Source organism: Bacillus cereus group sp. Bc031, from assembly GCF_027716265.1.
Lineage (GTDB): Bacteria > Bacillota > Bacilli > Bacillales > Bacillaceae_G > Bacillus_A > Bacillus_A paranthracis.
Window position 1 is genome coordinate 79,426 of the sequence record NZ_JAQFUL010000008.1, and the last position, 24,988, is coordinate 104,413.

Consider the following 24,988-nt stretch of genomic DNA (forward strand, 5'->3'; position numbering starts at 1 on the left):
TTTTTTTGTATTTTTATTTTTTTATTTCGATTTTTTGAGAAAATAGAAGAAAAATAAAGAAAAACGAAGAATATAGGTAAAATATTCATATATATGGTTAAATTTAATATTTCCGTATTTGAAAACGTTTGTAATATAATGAGTCGAATACGACATTAAGGCAAATCATGTTCAAATACATATTGCCTTTCCCTAATCTGGGCATACACTCTTTTCTACCTCCGTGTCAGTTGCAAGGATATGCAACTATTTTAAGAGAATAGAGTGTATGCATTTTTTTATAAATAGGAAGTAAAGTTTCACTTTATAATGACAAACAATAAACAAAATGGGATAATAAACAATATGTCCAAGTGGTAAGACCAATATTACAAAAGGGGCGATTGTTATATGCTAAATATAGAACAAATTAAAGAAATCATTCCTCACCGCTATCCATTTTTACTTGTTGATAAAATATTAGAAGTAGATGAAGGAAAAAGAGCGGTTGGAATTAAAAATGTATCCGCCAACGAAGAGTTCTTTAACGGGCACTTTCCTGACTACGCAGTTATGCCCGGTGTACTTATTGTAGAAGCATTAGCACAAGTTGGAGCAGTTGCTGTATTAAAGAAAGAAGAAAACCGCGGAAGACTTGCTTTCTTCGCAGGTATCGACAATTGTCGTTTCAAAAAACAAGTACGTCCAGGTGATCAACTTCGTCTAGAAGTAGAAATGACGCGTGTACGTGGTCCAATCGGAAAAGGAAAAGCAATCGCAACAGTAGATGGTGAAGTTGCATGTGAAGCTGAAATTACATTTGCGATTGGTGATAAAAAAGAATAGAGAGTAATAAAAAATCCTTCTGTGAAATGCAGAAGGATTTTTTAATTCCTCTTTTTTGTTCGAAATATTAAAATGCAGATTAATCAGAATTTTTATTGTAAATGAATGGAAATTTGTATATAATGGCGCTATAAATATCTTGAAATTAAGATAAATGATAGCACGATAAAAATAGAGATATCGTTGTCACATTATAGAAGGTGTGGGATAGGACAAAGATTATTCTGATTCGCTATGATGAAGAGTAGAGGGATGTAATGGAGAAATTTAACGGTAGAAGTAAATAAAAAATTGGCGTAGCATATCGAGCATAAAAGAGAAAAAGGGGAAAATATCGTATTCTGAAAAAAGGAGACCATAACATGTTCGGAAGAAAGAAAAGAAAGCCATTAAGACAATTAATTACACATAAAGAGCCTAAATCACGCATTACGGAACAGTACCGTAATATCCGTACAAATATTGAATTTACATCTGTAGATAACCATATTCGTTCTATCATTGTTACTTCAGCAGATCCAGGTGATGGGAAAACAACGACCATTTCTAATCTAGCAGTTGTTTTTGGGCAACAAGGGAAAAAAGTATTGTTAATTGGAGCTGACCTACGTAAGCCAACATTGCAAAATTTATTCGCTGCACACAATCCAAATGGATTAACGAATTTATTATCAGGACAAGCATCATTTGTGCAATGTATTCAAAAAACAGACATAGAGAACGTATATGTTATGTCAGCAGGTCCAATCCCGCCAAACCCAGCAGAGCTACTTGGATATCGTAAAATGGATGAAGTACTTCTAGAGGCATATAAGATGTTTGATATCGTTCTGATCGATACACCACCTATATTGGCCGTTACAGATGCACAAATACTCGCTAATAAATGTGATGGAATTGTATTAGTAGCACGCAGTGAAAAAACAGAAAAAGATAAACTAATAAAAGCAAAACAAATATTAGATAAAGCATCTGGAAAACTACTTGGTGTTATATTAAACGATAAAAGAGAAGAACAAGAACAATATGGATATTATTAGAAAATAATGTATGAAATAGTACTTTTTAAAGCTAGTAATTTTTTTGCTAGCTTTTTTGAATTGTTTTGAAATTTAGTATCGTATTATATAAAAAAAATGATATAATAGAATTTTTGGCAAATCGATGGAATGTGTTGTAATATTTGAGATTATTTTGTAAGATTATATATGTTTTTAAATAACAATCGTACATAGATATTACTAAAATAAAAAAATGTAAGATTATATGTTATAATTTTTGTTATGTGTAAAATTTAGAAAGTTGGAGGAACTTATGGAAGAAACAATTAGTTTGAAAGAGTTATTTCATATTTTAAAAAAACGTTTAGCAATGATCCTCGTAATCGCCTTTGGTGCAGCTATTGTAAGTGCTATCATTAGCTTCTTCTTTATGACACCAATCTATCAATCTTCGACGCAAATTCTTGTGAATCAGAAGAAGCAAGAAGGTGCAGCAATTCAGTTTAATGAAGTGCAAACAAACATTCAATTGACCAATACATATAAGGTTATTATTAAGAGTCCTGTTATTTTAGACCAAGTTAAAGAAAAATTAGGTTTAAATATAACAACGCAAGAATTAAATAAACAAATTGAAGTGACGAATGAAAAAGATTCGCAGGTTGTCTCAGTAACTACACAAGATAAAAATCCGAAGTTAGCTCGTGATATTGCAAATACAACAGCAGAAGTTTTTAAGAGTGAAGTTGCAAAGATTATGAGTGTAGATAATGTAACAGTATTATCAAAAGCAGAAATTGTGGAGAAACAATCACCAATTAAACCGAATCCAATGTTAAATGTAATAATTGCTTTCGCTTTTGGTTTAATGGCTTCAGTTGGCCTTGCATTCCTAATAGAGTACTTAGACAATACAGTAAAAAAAGAAGAAGATGTAGAGAACTTACTTGGATTACCGGTGTTAGGTATTGTAGCTCGTATGGATGAAGAAACAACAAGTGTGAAATCACATGCTCCATCATCAAGAAAAGTGAGGGGACAAACAATTGGCTCTTAATTTATTTAAAAAGAAAAAAAATCATCGCCAACGTCGTCAATTAATTGCTCATCAACAGCCGAAATCACCAATTTCAGAACAGTATCGTAATATTCGAACAAATATCGAATTTGCAGCTGTTGATACGAATTTACATTCGTTAATGGTTACGTCTGCGAACCCAAGTGAAGGGAAAACAACAACGACAGCGAATATGGCAGTTGTGTTTGCCCAACAAGGAAAGAAAGTATTATTAATTGATGCAGATATGCGTAAACCAGCGATGCATCAAATGTTTCAAGTAGATAACATTTTTGGATTAACAAATGTGTTAACGCATAGTGAGCGTTTAGAAAAATGTGTACAAACAACATCAGTTGATAATTTATACTTTTTAGCTTGTGGTCCAATCCCGCCGAATCCAGCGGAATTGTTAGGCTCAAAATCAATGCAAGAACTTCTTGCGCAAGCATACAGTATGTACGATTTAGTCATTTTTGATTTACCGCCAATTTTAGCTGTTACAGATGCGCAAATTATGGCAAATGTATGTGATGCTTCTATTCTAGTTGTTCGTAGTGAATCAACAGAAAAAGAATCAGCAGCAAAAGCAAAGGGTTTATTAGAATCAGCAAAAGGTAAATTGTTAGGCGTTGTTCTGAATGATCGTGAACGTGAACAGGGCTTATATTATTACTACGGTGCAAATTAATTGAAAGAGTGAGATATGGGAAGAACATATCTCCTTTTTTCCCTTGAATATGAGAAATCTCATATTCAAGGGAAAAAAGATTTATATGAGAGAGGGAGGATGAAACAAATGATAGATTTACACTGTCACATTTTACCTGGTATCGATGACGGTGCACAGACAGTAACAGATAGTTTAGTAATGGCACAAAAGGCAATAGAGGAAGGTATTCATACAATTGTCGCAACACCACACCATCAAAATGGAAAATATATAAATGAACGTACCTCAATTATTCATCAAGTAAAACAACTAAATGATGAACTACAACAACATAATATTCCACTTACCATTTTACCGGGGCAAGAGGTCAGGTTATATGGTGACATATTAGAAGACTATGAAGCTGATAAAATCGTTACTTTAAATGAAACAAACAAATACATATTTATTGAATTTCCATCTAATCATGTACCTCGTTATGCAGAACAATTATTTTATGAATTACGTGTAAAAGGAATGATTCCAATTATCGTTCATCCGGAACGTAATGCCGAGTTAATCGAGCGGCCAGATAAGTTATATAATCTTGTAAATAAAGGCGCATTAACACAAGTAACGGCATGTTGTTTACTAGGTAAGTTTGGTAAAAAAATCAAAAAGTTTTCACTACAACTTGTCGAACATAACTTAACCCATATGATCGCATCAGATGCACATAATACAACGTCAAGAGGATTTCATTTAGCAGAAAGTTATGAACTAATAGAGAAAGAATTCGGCGCAAGTGTTATGTATGATTTAAGAGAGAATCCGTATTTAATAATTAGCGGGAAAGCAATTTATAAAGAAGATCCAGAACAAATCCGTCGTAAAAAATTGTTCGGTATTTTTTAAATAAAGAACTGGTGATGTCTCCTAACCGTTATCAGCGGAGGCACTCGGTCGTGCTGTGGGTAGAAATTTTTATTTCGAACCTACCTTAGACGCTTGTCGTCGGGAGTATGACGTGAGGATGGGTTAGATGCCCATAATTTATTTGTAATAGAAACTCTACCTATGGAGTTATAAACATGACTTTATAGGTAGGGTTTTTGTTATTGTTACATATAAATAAAACGATATTGGGGGTCTACAATTGAAAAAAGTAAGAAAAGCGATTATTCCAGCGGCTGGTCTTGGGACGAGGTTTTTACCAGCAACGAAAGCAATGCCAAAAGAAATGTTACCTATCGTCGATAAACCAACGATTCAATACATAATAGAAGAAGCGATAGAATCAGGAATTGAAGATATTATTATTGTTACTGGAAAAGGAAAGCGTGCAATTGAAGATCATTTTGATCATTCTTTTGAGTTAGAACAAAACCTTTTAGAAAAAGGAAAGTATGAAATGCTTGAAAAGGTACGAGCTTCTTCAAGAATTAACATTCATTACATAAGACAAAAGGAACCAAAAGGGCTCGGGCACGCAGTATGGTGTGCACGTAAGTTTATTGGAAATGAACCATTTGCGGTATTACTTGGTGATGATATTGTACAAGCAGAGACACCATGTTTACGACAACTAATGGATCAATATGAAGGAACACAATCATCTGTAATTGGTGTACAAACGGTGCCTGAAAATGAAACACATCGTTACGGTATTATCGATCCAGTTGAACAAAATGAACGTCGTTATCAAGTGCGCCAGTTTGTTGAAAAGCCAGTAGAAGGTACTGCACCGTCTAATTTAGCAATTATGGGACGCTATGTATTAACACCAGAAATCTTTATGTTCTTGGAAGATCAACAAACAGGTGCTGGTGGGGAAATTCAGTTAACAGATGCAATTCAAAGGTTAAATGAAATTCAACGTGTATTTGCTTATGATTTTGAAGGTACTCGTTATGATGTTGGTGAGAAGTTTGGCTTTATTAAGACAACGATTGAAATGGCACTTCAGAATGAAGATTTGAAAGATGAATTAATGAAATATATGAGTGGGCTTGTTGAAAAAGAAAATATACATATATAAAAGTGGGGTGGAAGGGTTTTGACCTTGGTAAAATTATCTGATGGGGATGTCACAGAGGTAAATGAGAAAAAAATAGATTGGGAAGCGGTAAATGCTCGTAAAGGGTATTTGTTTGCTAAGCGTTGCATGGATTTTATAGGAGCTTTATGTGGATTGATATTATTATCACCACTCTTTTTAATTATAGCGTTAATTATTAAATATGAGGATCCAAATGGAACAGTACTTTTTAAGCAAATTCGTGTAGGTAAAGATGGAAAAGAGTTTCATATGTATAAATTTCGCTCTATGGTTGCAGATGCGGAAGAAAGGCTTAAAGATTTACTGCAATATAATGAAGTGAACGGTGCTATGTTTAAAATGAAAGAAGATCCGAGGATCACAAAAATTGGAAAGTTTATTAGGAAAACAAGCCTAGACGAACTACCTCAGCTAATTAATGTTTTAAAAGGTGAAATGAGTCTTGTAGGACCAAGGCCGCCTTTACCACGGGAGGTAAAGGAATATACAACATATGATAAGCAAAGATTGCTAGTAATTCCAGGATGTACGGGGCTATGGCAAGTAAGTGGTAGAAATAACCTTGGATTTAAAGAGATGGTTCAATTAGATTTACAATATATAAAAAAAAGGTCGATCCTATTTGATATTATTATTATTTTCAAGACAGTGAAAGAAGTATTTTGTAGTAAAGAAGCATATTAATAAATATTTTATTCATTATAGAAGAGATTTTCAATATAAAACTTATATGTAATCGTAAATAATGATAATGGATAAAAAATTAAAATGATAATCCAGAGGTGTAGAATGATAGATGTGATTATACCTATATATAATGGGTATGAAGAAACAAGAGAATGCATTGAAGCGTTATTGAAATCTAATAATAAGATAGCGCATCGATTTGTTTTTATAAATGATAAGTCACCAAATGAGGATATTTTGAAATTATTAAATAGTATTGATGATGGCCGTGTTACGCTTTTAAATAATGAGGAAAACTTAGGGTTTGTTAAAACAGTTAATAGAGGAATGAGTGCATCGGAGAATGATGTGATTCTCCTAAATTCGGATACTGTTGTTACAGAAAATTGGATTGATAAAATGTATAAGGCCGCTTATTCTAATGAAAAAGTTGGTACAGTGACGGCATTAACTAATAATGGCACGATTGCTTCAGTTCCGTATTTTAATCAAGACAACGAACTGCCCAAAGGATATACAATAGAAGGATTTGCAAATTTGGTGGAGAGGGTCTCGGAAAGGGCTTATCCAACTATACCTACAGCTGTGGGGCATGCGATGTACATTAAAAGAAGCATGATTAATGAGATTGGTTTTTTTGATGAGGATTCTTTTGGAATGGGATATGGGGAAGAAATGGATTTTTCTTGTCGTTTAATTAGAAAAGGGTACAAAAATATTTTAGCAGACGATACATTCATCTTTCATTACGGAAGTACTTCATTTAAAGATGAAAAAGCACAACTGATTTTTGAAAATAAGAAGAAGCTCTTAAAAAATCATTGGTGGTACCCAATTAATGTGAGGGTCTTTTTGTATTTTAATAAAAAAGTGAAAAATATATGTAAGAGGATTCAAAAAGAAATGTAGAGGTTTGAAATGAACAAATTAAAAAAAATAGACACATTAATAATAGTTGGGCTAATTATTACGACTTTTTTTGCGAGATATTTTAAGGTTCTTTATCCAGAATGGTATAGAATTGATTTCTTGATTATGATTTATCTGTGCATGAGATTATTGAAGTTTAAATTTAAATTAAAGTTAAGTATTGTGTTGTCTTTCTATTTTTTAGTCTTGATTGTTTGTATTAATATTATGAAATTTGGGATAGGGGCAGTAGCAATAGATAACTTGCTAATGACTTTTATGCCATTAACAATAATTTTTTATGCAATATATTTAAAAACAGTTTATGGATATGAAGTACTTCACGCAGAAGCATTTCGGTTTACTAAGTTTTTAAATATCTATTTTTTATTTAATTCTAGCATTATCGTTGTACAGTATCTTACTGGAAGTTTTATGATGGTACAATTTTTTAAAATTAATCCGTTAATTGAAGATCATATGACAGGTTTTATTGGAATGAGTGGGGGCAATATCTTAAATTTTTTATGGATTGCGACGCTCCTCTTTAATCTTTATTTTTACTTTGATAAAAAATCTGTAAAAAGACTAATTATAATTTTAGTAGAAATGATAACTATGATGGGGCTTTCTGTTGTAAATGAAAATAAAATGTTTTTTGTAACAGTAATTATATATTTACTGTTATTCTTCTTTATTCAATTAGTAAGAGTAGGGATAGGCGCGAAACATTTTAGGCGATTTTTTCAGGTGGTCTGTTTCTCAATTTTAGGATTTTTTATTTTGTATATTTTAAATGAAAATATAGCAAACGAAATAAATAATGTTTTTAATTTATTAAAAGATTTTATATCTAACGATATTCCCGATCATCATAATGAGAGAGCGTATTTAAATTACTTGGCATTTGAGGTATATAATGCAGCAACCTCCGGTATAGGATTAAATAGTATTGATTTAAATAACCAGTCAATTCATCAACATTTAGGGATTAGTAGTTCATCGTTTATTATGATGCAAGGCGGTCTAGTGTATTTCTTTGCTATAGTTAATTTTTATACATTGATTATATTAGATTTAATTTCTATAAATAAGCGGGTTACAAAATTTGTCATGTATATAATTGTTTTTGTAACAATGCTAATTGTTTCGTACGCTACACAACCATTTAGAGATCATTATGTTGTTGCTATGTTAGTTTTTATTTATTTTACTTGTTATTTATCTTTTGCAAGAATTAAAGAGGTGAAGAATTGATTTATTCAGGGGTAGTGGTTTTATACAATCCAGATGTCGAAAACCTTGTAGAAAATATAAAAACTTTTTATGGACAGCTTGATTATTTATTTTTAGTAGATAACTCTGAAAAGCCCAGCCAATCGTTAATCTCTTTTTGTGAAGAGCAAAAATCAGATTGTAATATTCAATATATATTTCAAAATGGGAACTTTGGAATTGCTCATGCTTTAAATCAAGGAATTAAATTGGCAAAAAAGTATAATTCTGATTGGCTATTAACAATGGATCAGGATAGTTTATTTCAAGGAGATAGTTTTAAAGAATATATAAATTATATTGGGGAATTTGAGGATAAGAAATCAGATGTAGCACTTTTTACACCTTATCATAAGACAAAGTTCGATTTGTTGCATAAAGATGAGGATTTCGAGTACAAGAAAGCGGTTATGACTTCGGGAAACTTTCTCAAACTATCTGTTATAGAGTCAGTAGGTGTTTTTAGGGAGGATTATTTTATTGATAACGTTGATCACGAGTTTTGTTTGAGACTTCGAAAACATGGATATAAAATTGTTCAAATAAATAAGATTTATCTAATACATGAATTAGGTAATATAACGCCTAAAAAATTTTTAAAGCAGATAGTATATCCAACAAATCATAGTTATATTCGTAGATATTACATTTCAAGAAACCGCTTAAGGATGGTCAAAGATTATATTGACTTTGATAAAAAATATTGCTTTTTAGAGTTAAAAGCTTTTATAAAAGAAACCTTTTTTATCATTCTATTTGAAAGAAATAAAATTTCGAAATTAAAGAGCACTTTATGGGGAATACGAGATTTTATTTTTAACAATATGGGAGAGAATAAAAGGCTTAAGGAGAATAGAAAATGAAGGTAGCTGTAATTGGGTTAGGATATGTAGGTATTTCTTTAGCAGGATATTTTTCAGAGAAGCATCATATTATTGGATTTGATGTGAATAAAGAAAAAGTTGAAGAATATAAATTAGGCATTGATAGAACTGAAGAAATTGGAAAAAGGGTTAATCAATTAGGAATTGACTTTACAACTAAAATTGAAGATATACAAGAAGCAGATATTATTTTGGTAACTGTACCAACACCAACAGTAGCTGGAACAATTGATGCATCTTATGTTAAAAAAGCATCTGAAATGATAGCACCTTATATGAAACAAGGAGCTATAGTTGTATATGAAAGTACGGTATATCCATTCTTCACACGTGAAGAGTGCATTCCAATTCTAGAGAAATATAGTGGGAAAGAATGCGGAGTAGACTTTTCTGTTGGCTACTCTCCAGAGCGTGTCAATCCAGGGGATAAAAAAAATACAATCAAGAATATTACAAAAGTTGTCGCTGGCTATGATGAAGAAACAACGTATAAGTTAGGGGAATTTTACAGAAGTGTTATTGAAAAAGTTTATCCCGTGGATACATTAGAAGCAGCAGAGGCTTGTAAAGTTTTGGAAAACTCGCAGCGTGATTTGAATATAGCATTAATTAATCAGTTTGCAATGTTATACCCAGAAATTGATACGAATGCGGTTGTAAAAGCTATGAATACAAAATGGAATGCATTAGGCTTTACAAGTGGATTAGTTGGTGGACATTGCATTGCTGAAGATCCTCAATATTTAATTCATAAAACACGTAGTAGAGGGAATAAATTCACATTATTAGAAGAAGCACGTTATATTAATGAAGAAGTACCGCGCCATATTGTTGTTAAAACAATGGAATTGTTAAATAAGAGTGGGAAGGCCCTATCAACTTCAAAAATTTTAGTCAAAGGGATTACGTTTAAGGAGAATTGCCCAGATGTTCGTAATAGTAAAACTGTTACCATTGTTGAAGCCTTGAAGAAAAGTGGTGCAGAGGTCATTGTTGTTGATCCGATAGTGGATAACAAAGACTTAAAGCAGTATTACGGATTTGAAGCGCTAAAGGAATATAATGATGATGTAGATGTAATTATTTACGCTGTGGCACATGAAATTTTTAAAGAAGATGAAATCGATATTAATCAAAATATCATAGACGTCAAAGGGATATGGCAAGAATATAATATAAAAAACTATTATGCATTATAATATAATTTTTTATGGCAGTAAGCGAAAGTCTATATGATTTATAAAATCATTACAAAATATTTATGATCCAATTAATAGCTTTAGAAGATAATAGTTTAAAAATTATGGAGATTAATGAGTTCTCTATAAATAATGACTCTTTAATTGTGGATTCATAAGTTTCATGAGGGGATTGAGTAGCGATTAGAAAAGTACTGTATTTAGCATTGGTAGATTTAGATGCTAAAGAATTCGTAGGCATAAAAAAGAAAGTAATGGGTCAAAAAGAAGCACTCAATTTTTTAGGAAAATGCGATTTGTTATATGTTAGGGCAAATGGTTTATATTTAAATCAAGAAAAAGTATTAGATTTTTTGAATTATAAAGATATATATAATTATATTTTAAATTCTAGCTTTCTTTCAGAATATGATTTGTGTTATATCAGACATCTTCCACCGATGAGTTTTTCTTATTTTAATTTTTTACGAGGGATCAAAAAGAACCCGAATTTAAAGGTTATTCTCGAAATTCCAACTTTTCCATATTACGGAGAAAGAAGTAATGCACAAAGCGTGAAGAATAAGCTTAACTTCTATTTGGATCAATTTTGTTTTAGTAAGTTGATTTCACAGTATATTGATCATATTGTTACATTTAATTACTTTGAAGATACGGTGTTTGGTATCGAAAATATTAAATTAGTAAATGGTATTAGTGAAAGTCAGATGCCACTAATTAAAAAGGAAAAATCAAACTTAAAAGAAATAAATATTCTAGCTGTATCTACGTTAGTTTCTTGGCATGCATATGACAGATTGATTCTAGGATTAAATGAATATAAAGATAAGGGACTTAATGAATATACTATAAAGCTACATTTTGTGGGGGAGGGGCCAGAACGAAATAATCTAGAGAATTTAACCAATGATTTATCACTGAATGAATTTATCTATTTCTATGGCTATAAAAACGGTGATGAATTAGAAGAAATTTATGGGGAATCTGATATTGGAGTTTCAAGCCTAGGGTTATTTAAAAAAGGCGGGGCTGGGGATTCTCTAAAAGCAAAAGAGTATATGTTGGCAGGACTACCTATAATAGTTGATGAGAATGAGAAATACTATTTAGGTAAGGAGTTTGTTCTTGATATACCTAGTAATGGGAATCCTATAGACTTAGAACAAGTGGTTAAGTTCTATAATTCAATCACTAGTCAGGGCTCTGAAATAAGAGAGTTTTGCTTAGAAAATTTTAGTTGGAATAGACAGATTGAAAAATTATTAGAGATAGTTGAAAAATAAATTTTTCGAGGAGTTTCAAATGAATAAAATAGATATACTTTTACCTGTATTTAATTCAATACAAGAAACAATTCAATGTATTGAAAGTATTGTAAAAAATACTCCTAAAGATAAATATGTATTGCATATTTTAAATGATTGTAGCACGGATTCATTGGTAAAAGAGACATTAGATAGTTATGCTAGTGAAAATATTATTACTTATCACCAAGAAGAGAATATGGGTTTCACTAAAAATGTGAATTTTGGATTGAAAAATACCAAAAATGATGTAGTGATTTTAAACAGCGATACAATTGTAACATTAGGATGGTTGGAAAAATTAGAACAAGTAGCATATAAAGACGATTGGATAGCTGCGGTAAATCCATTTAGTAATTATGGACAGTTTTCTTCCATACCCACTAAGTTTGAGGGGTTTAATTTAGGGATGGATTACCAAAATGTAGTGGAATTATTGGCATTAATGGATAATATTCCAGATTATATAGAAGTCCCATGCTTGGTCGGATTCTGTATGTATTTTAAAAGAGAAATATTAAATAAAGTCGGATTATTAGATGAAGAATCTTTTCCAAGAGGATACGGAGAAGAAACGGATTGGTGTGGACGTGCGCGAAAGCAGGGGTATAAATTAATAGTTACCCCTAAATCATATGTCTTTCATATCGGGGGAGTTTCATTTGGTGCAGAAAAGGAAATTTTAAGAAAAAATGCCACGAAAATTATAAAGGAGAGGTATCCTCATTTTTATAATGAATTGAACCACTTCGAAAAGTCAGATAATGAAATCAAGAAAATCAGGAAAAAATTGACATATGAATGTTTGAATAAACGTAAAAGCTTAATTTTCGCGTATCTTAAATGCGAGTTACAACATCGAAAATACAAGATGAAAAATCTTATAAAAGGGTTGTAATTAGTTTATGGGTAAACTTGTATCAAATTATTTGTTCACAGTAACGTACCAGTTACTTTTGATGATAACACCATTTATTACGACACCATATGTTTCACGGGTTTTAAAGCCACAAGGAATTGGGATTGATGCATATGTAATGTCGGTTGTTCAACTTTTTTTGGTATTTGCTATTTTAAGTATACCCTTATATGGGAGTAGGCAAGTTGCAACAAAAGAAAATATAACAGAAACATCAAAAGAATTCTGGTCTATTTATATAATTCAAATAATAGTTTCATTATTTACTTGTATTATGTATTTTTTATTTATTAGTGTAACTACTGATTATAAGGAACTATTTTTTATTCATATTTTTAGCTTAGTAGCTGCTGCTATAGATATTTCATGGTATTTTATTGGGAAAGAACAAATAAAAAAAATTACAATAAGAAATATTTTGATTAGATTACTAGGAATATTTTTAGTCTTTGCGTTAGTAAAAGATTATAATGATTTATCGTTGTATATAATAATTAATACTACAACATTATTTGCAGGACAACTAATAATGTGGATTCCATTATTAAAAGAGATTAGGTATGTGAAAATTACTTTTTTAAATATAAAGCCTCATATTTTACCGATAATTACCTTGTTCATACCACAATTATTGATTCAAGTATATGTACTAGCTAATAAGGTTGTACTTGGAAATATATCTGGTGAAACAGAAGTGGGTTATTATAATCAAGCTAATAAAATCATAAAATTAGCCTTAGGTGTAATAACGTCGTTAGGGACAGTGTTATTACCTAGAATGGCATTAGAATTTTCTAAAGGAAATATATCTCAAATAAAGATGTATACAAAGTATACATTACAATTTGTATTAATGATAACACTGCCAATGACTTTTGGAATGATGTCGATAGCACCTAATTTTGTAAATTGGTTTTTTGGTGAAGGGTATTCGGAAGTAGCTACATTAATTATTTTGATGAGCCCAGTAATTCTATTTGTAGGTTTAGCAAATATCTTTGGACTTCAAATATTAATCCCAACCAATCAGTCAAATAAATATTCTATAGCTGTGACTGTCGGAGCTGTATTAAGTTTAATAGTAAACTTAATACTAGTACCTTCTTATGGAGGTATCGGCACAGTAGTAGCCCTATTGGTGGCAGAGGTAATAGGAGCGCTAATTTTAATGTTTTATGCTAGAGAATATTTTATTATGAGTTATTTCATGAAATTATTTTGTAGATACTTCGTTTTGAGTATAGGAGTTTATATTTTAGTTATCTTAATCGGTAATATTATGAGTTGCTCACCTCTTTTAATTACGGTAATACAATTGCTTGTTGGTGGGGCATTTTATCTTGCTGGATTACTGATAATTAGAGATTCAATGATTGGTAAATTAGTAAATGTTATTAATAGTAAATTGGTTAAGAGAGGAAAGTGAACATGAAAGGCATTATTTTAGCAGGTGGAAGTGGAACAAGATTATATCCATTAACAATGGTGACAAGTAAACAATTGTTACCTATATACGATAAACCAATGATTTATTACCCACTATCTACACTGATGTTAGCGGGAATTCGTGAAATTTTAATTATTTCAACAGCAGAGGATACACCACGTTTTGAATCTTTGTTAGGAGATGGATCTCAATTTGGTATTTCTCTTCAATATAAAGTACAACCAAGTCCAGATGGATTAGCACAAGCATTTATTATTGGTGAAGAATTTATTGGTGATGATTCTGTAGCGATGGTACTAGGGGACAACATTTATTATGGTAGCGGAATGCGCAAAATGTTACAGCGTGCAGCTCAGAAGGAAAGTGGAGCTACAGTGTTTGGTTATCATGTACATGATCCAGAGCGTTTTGGTGTAGTTGAATTTGATGAGAACGGGAAAGTATTGAGTGTAGAAGAAAAACCGAAAGAGCCGAAATCAAATTACGCAATTACTGGTTTATATTTCTATGATAATCGCGTAGTTGAAATTGCGAAAAATGTTAAACCATCGGCACGTGGAGAATTAGAAATTACATCTATAAATGAAGCATATTTAAATAATGGTGAGTTAGAAGTTGAATTATTAGGCCGTGGTTACACATGGTTAGATACAGGTACACATCAAAGTCTTGTGGATGCAACAAACTTTGTAAAAACAGTTGAAGATCATCAAGGAATTAAAATTGCAGCACTTGAAGAAATTGGCTTTATTAATGGTTGGATTAATAAAGAAACTTTAATTGAATCAGGTGATCAGTGCTCTAAAAATGGTTATGGTCAATATTTATTAAAAGTAGCAAACGGTAGCATTAAATACTAATTTGGAGTGAATGTAATGAAAGTGTTAGATACGAATCTATTAGGTGTAAAAGTAATTGAGCCAAAAGTATTTGGAGATCATCGTGGTTGGTTTATGGAAACTTATAGCGATAAGGCAATGAAAGAAGCTGGAATTGATCTGCAATTTGTACAAGACAATCAATCCTTTTCTGCAACAAAAGGAACACTTCGTGGTTTACACTATCAGTTAAATCCTAAAGCACAAACTAAGCTTGTACGTTGTACACGCGGATCAATTTTTGATGTAGCGGTCGATATTCGTAAGGGAAGTCCTACATACGGTCAATGGTTCGGTATTGAGCTAAGTGCAGAAAATAAAAAACAGTTATTAGTTCCAAAAGGATTTGCACATGGATTTATGACATTAACAGACGATGTTGAGGTTCAGTATAAAGTTGATGAATTATATGCTCCGGAATGTGATCGAGGCATTGTTTGGAACGACGCTGAAATTGGTGTTGATTGGCCAATGGAAATTCAACCAGTGTTATCTGAAAAAGATGAAAAAGCACCTTCATTAAAAGAAGCAGAAACTAACTTTGTATACGGGGAGTAAAAAAAATGAAAATTTTAGTAACCGGTTATAATGGTCAGCTTGGATATGACGTAGTAAAACGTGGAGAGAAGCAAGGACTAGAAATGCAAGGTATTGGAATAGAAGACTTAGATATTACAAACGAAGCTGCGGTTTATGAATTTGTAGATAAAGTAAAACCAGATGCAATTATTCATTGTGCGGCATATACGGCTGTTGATAAATCTGAAGATGATAAGTATCTTTGTTGGAATGTGAATGTAGAAGGTACAAAATACCTTGCTACAGCAGCAAAAAAATTAAATGCTAAATTTGTTTATATTAGTACGGATTATGTATTCGATGGAGAAGGAACTCATGCATTTGTAGAAAATGACACACCTAATCCGGTTGGATACTATGGTTTAACAAAGTATGAGGGAGAAAAAGTAGTTAGAAGCCTAATAGATAAAAACTTTATTGTGCGTATTTCATGGGTATTCGGTATTAATGGAAATAACTTTATTAAAACAATGCTTCGTTTAGGTGAAACACGTAACGAACTGAACGTTGTGGGCGATCAAATAGGATCACCAACTTACACATATGACTTAGCTCGTTTGTTAGTTGATATGGTCGTAACAGAGAAATATGGTACATATCATGCTACAAATGAAGGTTTTTGCAGTTGGGCTGAATTTGCACAAGAAATTTTTGAGATTGCAGGACAAGATGTAAAAGTAAATAGTATTACAACAGAAGAATATCCTACTCGTGCAGTACGTCCTAAAAATTCACGTATGTCTAAGCAGAAATTAATTGATAATGGATTTGAGCCATTACAAGATTGGAAAAAAGCGACAAAACATTATATTAAACAATTACAACAAGAGGTGAAATAAGTTGGAAAAAAAGAAAGTATTAGTTACAGGTGGCGCAGGCTTTATTGGGGGTAATTTTGTTCAATATATGGTAAATAAATATCCTCAATATCATATTATTAATTTAGATGTACTGACATATGCTGGAGATTTAACAAAGCATAAAGATATTGAGAATAAAGATAACTATTCATTTGCTAAGGTTGATATCGTAGACCGTCAAGCGGTAAACCAACTATTTGAACAAGAAAAATTCGATTATGTTGTTCATTTTGCTGCAGAGAGCCATGTTGATCGTTCAATTACTGAACCTGAAGTATTTATTAGCACAAATGTATTAGGGACACAAGTGTTATTAGATGCAGTAAAGGCATATGGTATTACTAAATTCGTTCACGTATCAACAGACGAAGTATACGGTGAATTAGATTTTGATCCAACTACATTCTTCACAGAAGATACACCTTTACAACCAAATAGCCCATATAGTGCAAGTAAGGCTTCTTCTGACCTATTAGTTCGAGCATATCATGAGACATTTGGTTTACCAGTTAACATTACACGTTGCTCAAACAACTATGGACCATTCCATTTCCCAGAAAAATTAATTCCATTAACAATTTCACGTGTATTGAATGATGAAAAAGTTCCTGTATATGGGGACGGTAAAAATATTCGCGACTGGTTACACGTTATTGATCATTGTGCCGCAATTGATTTAGTTATGCATGAGGGTGCAAATGGAGATGTTTATAATGTTGGTGGACATAATGAGCGTACAAATTTAGAGGTAGTCAAAACTATCATTAGTACACTTGGCAAATCGGAAGAACTAATTGAGTTTGTTCAAGATCGACTAGGTCATGATAAGCGCTACGCAATTGATCCAACAAAATTAGAGAAATTAGGTTGGAAACCAACTTACACATTTGAAACAGGAATTGCTCAAACAATTCAGTGGTATTTAGATAATGAAGAATGGTGGAAAGCAATTGTATCCGGTGAGTATCAGGGGTATTTTGCTAAGCAATATTCATCATTATAAAAAATTGAATTAAACAGTTTATTAAGTAAAAGAGATAAGTTTTGAATAACTTATCTCTTTTATTTTTTTATTGTGTAAAAATTTATGTTAGTTTCTATTTTGGGATATTGATATTAAAAAATTAGAAATAAGAGGATTATAATTACGTATGATTTCACTTTTAAATTTTCTCATAAGTAAATTAAAGAAAACAGAATATAAGTTAGATAGTAGTATAACAACTATTAATATACTAGGTATTGTTTCTTCTAGAACAATAAGCTTATGGCGCGGTTTTTTTAAACGTATTGGCTTAAAGAAGTGTGGAAAGGTGTTATTTATAGGGAGAAGGGTAATTTTAAAAAATAAAAATGCAATTGAGTTAGGGAATGGAGTAACTTTAGGTAATTATGTATCTTTAGATGGATTATCTAAAGAAGGACTTAAGATTGGTAATAACGTGAATATTGGTTCTTATACAATTATTGCATGCTCAGGGAGTCTGAAGCACCTTGGAAAAGGTATGACTATCGGAGATAATAGTGGTATTGGAGATTTTAGCTTTTTTGGAGCAGCAGGTGGAATTAGAATTGGGAAGAATGTTATTATGGGACAAAATGTGAGATTTCATTCAGAAAATCATAATTTTGATAGATTAGATATTCCTATTAAAGAACAGGGCGTTACTAATAAGGGTATAATCGTTGGAGATGATTGCTGGATAGGATCCGGGGCAGTTTTCTTAGATGGAGTTAAAGTGGGAGAGGGCTCTGTGATAGGTGCTAATACTTTAGTAAATAAAGATATTCCACCTTTTAGTGTTGCTGTGGGGAACCCTGTCAAGATTGTAAAAAATCGAATAGAGAATGGGGAGGGAACAAATTGAAAATATTGCATATTTCACTGGGTTTACCACCTTATCGCACAGGTGGCTTAACGAAATACTCAGTAGATTTAATGCATTCACAAGGACAAGAGCATCAAGTGTTTCTTTTGTATCCGGGAAAATTTACCTTTTCGAAAAAGACAGCTATTAAGAAAAATAAACCATATGGAAGTATATCGGTATATGAATTAGTTAACCCTTTACCGATTCCTTTATTAAATGGGATTAATCAACCTGAACATTTTATGAAGGAAATAGATCATAAGGTATATGAGGAATTTTTAATAGAATTAAAACCAGAGATAATTCATGTACATACCTTGATGGGGATACACAAAGAATTTTTTGAAACGGCAAAGAAATTAGATATAAAAATTGTATTTACTACACATGATTATTTTGGTCTTTGTCCAAAAGTAAATTTGATGGACTCAAAAGGTAACGTTTGTAATGATTTTGATGATGGGAAAAGCTGTATAGAATGTAATGTGAATGCATTAAGTCTTCCGATGGTTCATGTGATGCAATCGTATCCATATCGTTATTTAAAAGATAGTAGTATCGTAAAATCGCTTAGAAAAATTAAAAAAAATCAGACTAAAAATAATACTATAGGTACTAGTGTAGAACGAGAAATCGAAGAAGTAGATGTGAATTTAGCAACGCATTATATAGAATTACGCGACTATTATTTAACAATATTCAGATTGATAGACTATTTCCATTTCAATAGCTCTATAGCAAAAGAGCAATTTGAAAAATATCTTGAGGTAAATGGGAAGATAGTCTCTATTAGTCATCAAGATATTTCTGACTATCGTCAAGAGCGTAATGTTAAACAAAGAGGAAATGAAGTAGTTAGATTAGGATATTTAGGACCCATAGATACCTATAAAGGATTTTACTCTTTAAAAGATCAATTGGATTCTTTAAAGGAAAAGGGATATACTAATTGGCACCTAGGAGTTTATGGTGATTTTGTAAATGATCCAGACACATATAATCCTAAATATTATACTTTTTATGGTCGTTATACTTATAGTCAGTTAAAAGATATTTTTAATGAAGTTGATTTATTAATTATCCCTAGTATTTGGAAAGAAACTTTTGGGTTTATTGGTTTAGAAGCACAATCGTATGGTGTTCCAATTATGGTTTCTGAATATGTTGGTTTCAAGGACTTAGTACAAGATGGAGAAACTGGCTTTATATATAAAGTAAATAAGCACGATTTTATTGATAAATTATCAATGATTCTTGACGACACTTCATTATTAGATTATGTAAATAGAAATTTATTGAAATTGGATTTTCCTCATTTAATGAAGCAACATACTAAAGAAATAATAAACCTGTATCAAGAGGTAAGAGCGGGAGAAGAATAGATGAAACACGTATTTATTATTGGATCGAAAGGAATCCCAGCTAAGTATGGGGGATTTGAAACATTTGTAGAGTATTTAACAGAACGTAGGCAAAGTAAGGATATTCAGTATCATGTGTCTTGCTTAGCGGATAACAATGAAGAATTTGAGCATAATAAGGCGAGATGCTTCAATGTGAAGACACCTGAAATTGGGAGTGCGAAAGCTGTAGCATATGATATATTGAGTTTAAGAGAGTGTATTAGTTATATAAAAAAAAATAATCTTAAAAACTGTATTGTATATATACTCGCATGTCGTATTGGTCCATTTTTCTCTTTCTATAAAAGGAAATTAGAAAAAATGGGTGTTCAAGTTTTTGTAAATCCAGATGGGCACGAATGGAAAAGAAGTAAATGGAGTCCAGCTATTAGAGCTTATTGGAAAATATCTGAAAATCTAATGGTCAAGCATGCTGATTTACTGGTATGTGATTCTAAAGGTATTGAGTCTTATATTCAAGAGGATTATAAAAAGCATGAACCAAAGACAACATTTATTGCTTATGGTGCAGATGTTACAACTTCTTCTTTAAATGAAGATGACAGCACATTAATTGAATGGTATAAGAAACATGATGTAGCTGCGGGTGAATATTATTTAGTAGTTGGTCGTTTTGTTCGAGAGAATAACTATGAGTTAATGGTTCGTGAATTTATGAAATCCAATTCTAAAAAGGATTTTGTTATTATTTCTAATGTTGAAGAAAACCAATTTTATCAAGAATTATTAACAAAAACGAATTTTAATAAAGATCCTCGCATTAAATTCGTTGGTACTGTATATGACCAAGATTTGTTAAGAAAAATTCGTGAAGATGCATTTGCTTATTTCCATGGACATGAAGTGGGTGGGACAAACCCATCATTATTAGAGGCGTTAGCGTCTACGAAGTTGAATCTGCTTTTGGATGTAGTATTCAATAAAGAAGTTGGCGAAGAAGGTGCGGTTTATTTCTCTAAAGAAGAAGGCTCTTTAGCTAATTTAATTCAAGAAGTAGAGGCTTATTCTGGAGATAAAATTGATAATTTAAGTAACAAAGCTAAAGATCGAATTAATCATGAATATTCATGGGAGAAAATAGTAAATGATTATGAGAGTTTATTTTTAAATTCTTGATATATAAACATGTATGCCTTCTATTAATGAAATAGTAGAGTAGCATTTAGTTTACAAGTCATTTACAAGTTATGTGTATATCCGTATAGTATTATATGGAATGAAATTTATAATGTTGAAATTGTTACCCGAAAGAAGGAAAAACGATGAAGAAAAAGATTCTATTTTGGATTCTAGGTATCATTGGTGTTCTTGTTATTGCTGGCGGTGTCTATGCATATACTGTTTACTCTAATGTATCTAATACTTTAGATGCAGTACACAAACCATTGGATCGTAATAAATCTGAAAAACGTGATAAACAGGTAGATATTTCTGATCAGAAACCAATTTCAATTTTACTAATGGGAACTGATCAACGAGAAAGTGAAACTTCTAGATCGGATTCTTTAATGTTATTTACATTGAATCCGAAAACAAAATCAATGAAGATAACAAGTATTCCTCGTGATACTTATACAGAGATTATTGGTAAGGATAAAAAGGACAAGATCAATCATGCGTACGCTTTTGGTGGCGTTGATATGTCTGTAAAAACAGTAGAGAATTTTCTTAATGTACCAGTTGATCATTATATTGAGGTAAACATGGCTGGGTTCAAAGATATTGTAGATGCTGTTGGAGGTGTTGATGTAAATAACGATTTGGAGTTTACATCGAGAGATCAACATTTTGCTAAAGGTAATATCCATTTAAATGGTGAAACAGCATTAAAATATACTCGTATGCGTTACGAAGACCCACGCGGTGACTTTGGTCGTCAAATGCGCCAACGCCAAGTCATCCAAGCTGTAATTAAAAAAGGTGCAAGTGTATCTTCTCTAGCTAGTTACGGTGATGTGTTAAAAGCGATTGAGAAAAACGTTAAAACAAGTTTAACTCAGGATCAAATGTTTGAGATTCAAAAGAACTATAAAGACTGCATGGAGAATAGTGAAGAAATCCAAATCCCAGGTGACGGCCACAAAGCCGCTGATGGTATTTGGTATTACTATGTTCCAGATGCAGCGAAACAAGATATTACGAATAAGTTAAGAGCGCATCTTGAAGTGACTAAGTAATATGTAATAACCCAACTCCTTTGGTAGGAGTTGGGTTTATTTTTGCGTGAATTTATATTAGTATTATATGTTGTGAGAATAATAGATGAGGTGAATCGATGAATAAGAAAGCAGTACTTGTCCTAGTTATTTTTGTATTGTTTGTCGCTTCGGTTGTGAGCGGTAAATTATACTGGAATAAGAAGGTTGCGAATGCAACAGGACAGACGAGTGAAGTAACGAAAACGAAGTCTGAAGTTAAAGATAGTGGAACGAAGAAATCAGAGAAGAAACAAGATGCGAAAGCATCTTTTAATGAAGCATATGCGAAGAATTTACCAGATGAAGTGAAAGAGAAGTTAAAGAAAGCCGCTGAGGATAAAAAGGCAGTAAACCTTGTTATTGTTGGTGATGAAGCTTCTTCATCTGCAAAAGATGCTTGGGCAGCTAAGTTAACGGCTAACCTAGATGCTTCTTATGGTAAAGGTTTATGGAATGTGACGGTAAAAGAATATAAGGGTGAAAGTACAGACGAGTTGATTGCGAATAAACGTGATAAAGAGATTGCGAAAGAAAAGCCAGATGTGATCTTATTTGAGCCACCGTTTATTACTGACAATGGTAAAACTGGTAATGGAAACTCTGTTGCGAGTACACAGAAGTTTGTACAAGCACTTTCTACTAGCGCAAAGGGTGCTACAATTATGATTCAACCACCAAACCCAGTGTATGGTGCGAAGAATTATCCAAAAGCAATTGAGGCGTTAAAGCAATTTGCGACACAAAATGGTTATACATATGTGGATCATTGGGGAGCATGGCCTGATGCATCAACGAAGGCTATCCTGCCGTACTTAACAGAAGAGTTTGGTTTCCCAAGTGCTAAAGGCCACGAAGTTTGGGCACAATATGTAACGGATTATTTCGTTGCTAAGTAAAGGTACACAAAAGGTATACGAGCAATCGTATACCTTTTATAATAAGAGAGTGAATAAGAAATCCTAATATATAGTAGGAGGAAGACAATGAGTTCAATCCTAATTTGCGGCGGAGCTGGATACATCGGTTCTCACGCTGTGAAAAAATTAGTAGACGAAGGTTTATCTGTAGTAGTAGTAGATAACTTACAAACGGGTCATGAAGATGCAATTACGGAAGGTGCAAAGTTTTATAATGGCGACCTTCGTGATAAAGCATTTTTAAGAGATGTGTTTACACAAGAAAATATTGAGGCGGTTATGCATTTCGCGGCTGATTCTTTAGTTGGAGTTAGTATGGAGAAGCCTCTGCAATATTATAATAATAACGTGTATGGTGCACTTTGCTTATTAGAGGTAATGGATGAGTTTAAGGTAGATAAGTTTATTTTCTCTTCTACTGCGGCGACGTATGGTGAGGTAGATGTAGACCTTATTACTGAGGAAACGATGACAAATCCAACGAATACGTATGGAGAGACGAAGTTAGCAATCGAGAAGATGCTTCATTGGTATAGCCAAGCTTCTAATTTACGTTATAAGATTTTCAGGTACTTTAATGTGGCTGGTGCAACTCCAAATGGTATTATTGGGGAAGATCACCGTCCAGAGACGCATTTAATTCCTCTTGTATTGCAAGTGGCGTTAGGTCAACGTGAGAAAATTATGATGTTTGGTGATGATTATCATACACCAGACGGTACTTGTATCCGTGATTATATTCATGTTGAAGATTTAGTAGCGGCTCACTTCTTAGGTCTTAAAGACTTGCAGAACGGCGGAGAAAGTGATTTCTATAACTTAGGAAATGGTAATGGTTTCAGTGTAAAAGAAATCGTTGATGCAGTTCGTGAAGTTACAAATCATGAAATTCCAGCTGAAGTAGCACCGCGCCGTGCGGGAGATCCAGCACGTTTAGTTGCTTCTTCTCAGAAAGCGAAAGAGAAGTTAGGTTGGGATCCTCAGTATGTAAATGTGAAGACAATCATTGAGCATGCTTGGAATTGGCATCAGAAGAAACCTAATGGGTATGATAAGTAAGACTAATAAGTGAAGGAGAGGGTATTGTCGTTCAACATATGTTCGACAATACCCTCTCTTTTTTTATAAGATTTTTGCTATACTAAACTGTACTATAATACAGGATGGAAGGAGGAGAACAATGAAAATACTTGTAGTGGATGATGAGTCGAGTATTCGTAATTTGATTCGGATGCAGCTTGAGATGGAAGGATATGAAGTGCTTACGGCGGCTGACGGGAGAGAAGCTTTAGAGAGATGGAAGGAAGGGCCGGATGTTTTGATTTTGGATGTTATGCTTCCAGATACAGATGGGTATGAGTTACTTCGTTTGTTCCGGGAGAAGGATCGGGATATTCCAGTGCTCATGTTAACTGCGAAGAGTCAGATGAATGATAAATTGCTTGGCTTGCAACTTGGTGCAGATGATTATGTGACGAAGCCGTTTAATTATGCGGAGCTTATTCTTCGGGTTAAGAATATGACGCGCCGCGTGAAGAAGAAAGAGGTAACGGTAAGCCATGAAGTAATCGGGGCGGGAGAGATAACGATTTGTCCTAAGGAAAGAAAAGTGCATGTGAGTGGACAAGAGGTTCAGTTAACGTACAGAGAGTTTAATTTATGTCAGTTGTTTGTTTCAAATCCGCAACGTGTATTTATGAGAGATGAGTTACTTGAGAAAGTATGGGGATTTGAGTATATCGGAAATACGAGAGCGGTTGATATTATGGTGCAAAGATTGCGGAAGAAGTTAGGGAGTAGCGGGGAATATATTAAGACAATTTATGGCGTTGGCTATAAACTGGATTGTTAAGTGGTGATGGTATGTCTTTAAAAAGAAATATGGTGTTTGGAATCGTTGGACTATTAATCCCGATTTTTGTTCTTTTGTACGCAGTTGTTTATATTACGTTAGAAAAGAATATGTTGTCAACAACGATTCAAATTTCCCCAATTTCAACGAAATGAAATTCCCCATTATGAACGGCTAAATCGTTGTTTGGG

General features: G+C 32.6%; 26 protein-coding genes. All 26 read left to right on the forward strand.

Features of this window, described 5'->3' with window-relative positions:
• Positions 1 to 390: 390 nt before the first annotated feature.
• The 26 genes from fabZ to PDQ33_RS05510 all read left to right on the forward strand — a co-directional run bounded on the left by fabZ (position 391) and on the right by PDQ33_RS05510 (position 24,952).
• The gene (fabZ, locus tag PDQ33_RS05385) at positions 391 to 825 is read left to right on the forward strand and encodes a 3-hydroxyacyl-ACP dehydratase FabZ (protein WP_000931959.1); all 435 of its coding nucleotides are present in this window, start codon (positions 391 to 393) and stop codon (positions 823 to 825) included.
• Between the two features lie 362 nt (positions 826 to 1,187).
• Positions 1,188 to 1,865, forward strand: a complete 678-nt coding sequence (locus PDQ33_RS05390; RefSeq protein WP_061157826.1) for a CpsD/CapB family tyrosine-protein kinase — start codon at positions 1,188 to 1,190, stop codon at positions 1,863 to 1,865.
• Between the two features lie 274 nt (positions 1,866 to 2,139).
• The gene (locus tag PDQ33_RS05395) at positions 2,140 to 2,883 is read left to right on the forward strand and encodes a YveK family protein (RefSeq protein ID WP_061131861.1); all 744 of its coding nucleotides are present in this window, start codon (positions 2,140 to 2,142) and stop codon (positions 2,881 to 2,883) included.
• Positions 2,873 to 3,574 (forward strand): CpsD/CapB family tyrosine-protein kinase, encoded by a 702-nt coding sequence (locus tag PDQ33_RS05400; protein WP_061131860.1) that lies wholly within the window; start codon positions 2,873 to 2,875, stop codon positions 3,572 to 3,574. The genes PDQ33_RS05395 and PDQ33_RS05400 overlap by 11 nt, the downstream gene beginning before the upstream one ends.
• Before the next feature lie 108 nt (positions 3,575 to 3,682).
• Positions 3,683 to 4,450, forward strand: coding sequence for a tyrosine-protein phosphatase (locus PDQ33_RS05405; RefSeq protein ID WP_061131959.1), 768 nt, complete (start codon positions 3,683 to 3,685; stop codon positions 4,448 to 4,450).
• A gap of 241 nt (positions 4,451 to 4,691) precedes the next feature.
• Positions 4,692 to 5,573, forward strand: coding sequence for a UTP--glucose-1-phosphate uridylyltransferase GalU (gene galU, locus PDQ33_RS05410; protein ID WP_270755006.1), 882 nt, complete (start codon positions 4,692 to 4,694; stop codon positions 5,571 to 5,573).
• A gap of 18 nt (positions 5,574 to 5,591) precedes the next feature.
• Entirely contained in the window at positions 5,592 to 6,278 is a 687-nt protein-coding gene (locus PDQ33_RS05415) for a sugar transferase (protein ID WP_061131858.1), read from the forward strand.
• 105 nt (positions 6,279 to 6,383) lie between these two features.
• The gene (locus PDQ33_RS05420; protein WP_061131857.1) at positions 6,384 to 7,190 is read left to right on the forward strand and encodes a glycosyltransferase family 2 protein; all 807 of its coding nucleotides are present in this window, start codon (positions 6,384 to 6,386) and stop codon (positions 7,188 to 7,190) included.
• A gap of 9 nt (positions 7,191 to 7,199) precedes the next feature.
• Positions 7,200 to 8,447, forward strand: coding sequence for a hypothetical protein (locus PDQ33_RS05425; RefSeq protein ID WP_061131856.1), 1,248 nt, complete (start codon positions 7,200 to 7,202; stop codon positions 8,445 to 8,447).
• Positions 8,444 to 9,328 carry a glycosyltransferase family 2 protein gene (locus PDQ33_RS05430; RefSeq protein WP_061131855.1) on the forward strand — a complete coding sequence of 295 codons (885 nt, stop codon included), beginning with the start codon at positions 8,444 to 8,446 and terminating at the stop codon, positions 9,326 to 9,328. Before PDQ33_RS05425 ends, PDQ33_RS05430 begins: the two co-directional genes overlap by 4 nt.
• Positions 9,325 to 10,548: a nucleotide sugar dehydrogenase gene (locus PDQ33_RS05435; RefSeq protein WP_061131854.1), complete on the forward strand. Its 1,224-nt coding sequence runs from the start codon at positions 9,325 to 9,327 to the stop codon at positions 10,546 to 10,548. The genes PDQ33_RS05430 and PDQ33_RS05435 overlap by 4 nt, the downstream gene beginning before the upstream one ends.
• Before the next feature lie 206 nt (positions 10,549 to 10,754).
• A complete protein-coding gene (locus PDQ33_RS05440) occupies positions 10,755 to 11,831 on the forward strand; it encodes a glycosyltransferase (protein ID WP_061131853.1) in 1,077 nt (358 codons plus the stop codon).
• A 19-nt stretch (positions 11,832 to 11,850) separates the two neighbouring features.
• The gene (locus tag PDQ33_RS05445; protein WP_061131852.1) at positions 11,851 to 12,750 is read left to right on the forward strand and encodes a glycosyltransferase family 2 protein; all 900 of its coding nucleotides are present in this window, start codon (positions 11,851 to 11,853) and stop codon (positions 12,748 to 12,750) included.
• A 7-nt stretch (positions 12,751 to 12,757) separates the two neighbouring features.
• Positions 12,758 to 14,197, forward strand: coding sequence for an oligosaccharide flippase family protein (locus tag PDQ33_RS05450; RefSeq protein ID WP_061131851.1), 1,440 nt, complete (start codon positions 12,758 to 12,760; stop codon positions 14,195 to 14,197).
• 2 nt (positions 14,198 to 14,199) lie between these two features.
• The gene (gene rfbA, locus PDQ33_RS05455) at positions 14,200 to 15,078 is read left to right on the forward strand and encodes a glucose-1-phosphate thymidylyltransferase RfbA (protein WP_270755013.1); all 879 of its coding nucleotides are present in this window, start codon (positions 14,200 to 14,202) and stop codon (positions 15,076 to 15,078) included.
• A 15-nt stretch (positions 15,079 to 15,093) separates the two neighbouring features.
• The gene (gene rfbC / locus PDQ33_RS05460; protein WP_061131849.1) at positions 15,094 to 15,654 is read left to right on the forward strand and encodes a dTDP-4-dehydrorhamnose 3,5-epimerase; all 561 of its coding nucleotides are present in this window, start codon (positions 15,094 to 15,096) and stop codon (positions 15,652 to 15,654) included.
• A gap of 5 nt (positions 15,655 to 15,659) precedes the next feature.
• Positions 15,660 to 16,514: a dTDP-4-dehydrorhamnose reductase gene (gene rfbD / locus PDQ33_RS05465; protein ID WP_061131848.1), complete on the forward strand. Its 855-nt coding sequence runs from the start codon at positions 15,660 to 15,662 to the stop codon at positions 16,512 to 16,514.
• A 1-nt stretch (position 16,515) separates the two neighbouring features.
• On the forward strand, positions 16,516 to 17,538 hold the full coding sequence (gene rfbB / locus PDQ33_RS05470; protein WP_061131847.1) for a dTDP-glucose 4,6-dehydratase: 1,023 nt from the start codon (positions 16,516 to 16,518) through the stop codon (positions 17,536 to 17,538).
• Positions 17,539 to 17,686: 148 nt separating this feature from the next.
• Positions 17,687 to 18,403, forward strand: a complete 717-nt coding sequence (locus PDQ33_RS05475) for an acyltransferase (protein ID WP_061131846.1) — start codon at positions 17,687 to 17,689, stop codon at positions 18,401 to 18,403.
• Entirely contained in the window at positions 18,400 to 19,788 is a 1,389-nt protein-coding gene (locus PDQ33_RS05480) for a glycosyltransferase (RefSeq protein WP_270393327.1), read from the forward strand. Before PDQ33_RS05475 ends, PDQ33_RS05480 begins: the two co-directional genes overlap by 4 nt.
• Positions 19,789 to 20,946 (forward strand): beta 1-4 rhamnosyltransferase Cps2T, encoded by a 1,158-nt coding sequence (gene cps2T, locus PDQ33_RS05485; protein ID WP_270393325.1) that lies wholly within the window; start codon positions 19,789 to 19,791, stop codon positions 20,944 to 20,946.
• Positions 20,947 to 21,092: 146 nt separating this feature from the next.
• Complete coding sequence (gene tagU, locus PDQ33_RS05490; protein WP_061131843.1) at positions 21,093 to 22,007, forward strand: polyisoprenyl-teichoic acid--peptidoglycan teichoic acid transferase TagU; 915 nt, start codon at positions 21,093 to 21,095, stop codon at positions 22,005 to 22,007.
• 98 nt (positions 22,008 to 22,105) lie between these two features.
• Positions 22,106 to 22,924 (forward strand): SGNH/GDSL hydrolase family protein, encoded by an 819-nt coding sequence (locus tag PDQ33_RS05495; protein ID WP_061131842.1) that lies wholly within the window; start codon positions 22,106 to 22,108, stop codon positions 22,922 to 22,924.
• A gap of 87 nt (positions 22,925 to 23,011) precedes the next feature.
• Complete coding sequence (gene galE, locus PDQ33_RS05500) at positions 23,012 to 24,004, forward strand: UDP-glucose 4-epimerase GalE (RefSeq protein WP_000095012.1); 993 nt, start codon at positions 23,012 to 23,014, stop codon at positions 24,002 to 24,004.
• Positions 24,005 to 24,125: 121 nt separating this feature from the next.
• On the forward strand, positions 24,126 to 24,797 hold the full coding sequence (locus PDQ33_RS05505; protein WP_061131841.1) for a response regulator transcription factor: 672 nt from the start codon (positions 24,126 to 24,128) through the stop codon (positions 24,795 to 24,797).
• Positions 24,798 to 24,808: 11 nt separating this feature from the next.
• Positions 24,809 to 24,952 (forward strand): hypothetical protein, encoded by a 144-nt coding sequence (locus PDQ33_RS05510; RefSeq protein ID WP_270755017.1) that lies wholly within the window; start codon positions 24,809 to 24,811, stop codon positions 24,950 to 24,952.
• Positions 24,953 to 24,988 lie beyond the last annotated feature (36 nt).

Excerpts from the sequence above, each read along its gene's own strand:
- fabZ (WP_000931959.1), top strand. The coding sequence starts at position 391 with ATGCTAAATATAGAACAAATTAAAGAAATCATTCCTCACCGCTATCCA.
- PDQ33_RS05390 (WP_061157826.1), top strand. The coding sequence starts at position 1,188 with ATGTTCGGAAGAAAGAAAAGAAAGCCATTAAGACAATTAATTACACAT.
- PDQ33_RS05395 (WP_061131861.1), top strand. The coding sequence starts at position 2,140 with ATGGAAGAAACAATTAGTTTGAAAGAGTTATTTCATATTTTAAAAAAA.
- PDQ33_RS05405 (WP_061131959.1), top strand. The coding sequence starts at position 3,683 with ATGATAGATTTACACTGTCACATTTTACCTGGTATCGATGACGGTGCA.
- PDQ33_RS05420 (WP_061131857.1), top strand. The coding sequence starts at position 6,384 with ATGATAGATGTGATTATACCTATATATAATGGGTATGAAGAAACAAGA.
- PDQ33_RS05425 (WP_061131856.1), top strand. The coding sequence starts at position 7,200 with ATGAACAAATTAAAAAAAATAGACACATTAATAATAGTTGGGCTAATT.
- PDQ33_RS05435 (WP_061131854.1), top strand. The coding sequence starts at position 9,325 with ATGAAGGTAGCTGTAATTGGGTTAGGATATGTAGGTATTTCTTTAGCA.
- PDQ33_RS05445 (WP_061131852.1), top strand. The coding sequence starts at position 11,851 with ATGAATAAAATAGATATACTTTTACCTGTATTTAATTCAATACAAGAA.
- PDQ33_RS05450 (WP_061131851.1), top strand. The coding sequence starts at position 12,758 with ATGGGTAAACTTGTATCAAATTATTTGTTCACAGTAACGTACCAGTTA.
- rfbA (WP_270755013.1), top strand. The coding sequence starts at position 14,200 with ATGAAAGGCATTATTTTAGCAGGTGGAAGTGGAACAAGATTATATCCA.
- rfbC (WP_061131849.1), top strand. The coding sequence starts at position 15,094 with ATGAAAGTGTTAGATACGAATCTATTAGGTGTAAAAGTAATTGAGCCA.
- rfbD (WP_061131848.1), top strand. The coding sequence starts at position 15,660 with ATGAAAATTTTAGTAACCGGTTATAATGGTCAGCTTGGATATGACGTA.
- PDQ33_RS05475 (WP_061131846.1), top strand. The coding sequence starts at position 17,687 with ATGATTTCACTTTTAAATTTTCTCATAAGTAAATTAAAGAAAACAGAA.
- cps2T (WP_270393325.1), top strand. The coding sequence starts at position 19,789 with ATGAAACACGTATTTATTATTGGATCGAAAGGAATCCCAGCTAAGTAT.
- tagU (WP_061131843.1), top strand. The coding sequence starts at position 21,093 with ATGAAGAAAAAGATTCTATTTTGGATTCTAGGTATCATTGGTGTTCTT.
- PDQ33_RS05495 (WP_061131842.1), top strand. The coding sequence starts at position 22,106 with ATGAATAAGAAAGCAGTACTTGTCCTAGTTATTTTTGTATTGTTTGTC.
- galE (WP_000095012.1), top strand. The coding sequence starts at position 23,012 with ATGAGTTCAATCCTAATTTGCGGCGGAGCTGGATACATCGGTTCTCAC.
- PDQ33_RS05505 (WP_061131841.1), top strand. The coding sequence starts at position 24,126 with ATGAAAATACTTGTAGTGGATGATGAGTCGAGTATTCGTAATTTGATT.
- PDQ33_RS05510 (WP_270755017.1), top strand. The coding sequence starts at position 24,809 with ATGTCTTTAAAAAGAAATATGGTGTTTGGAATCGTTGGACTATTAATC.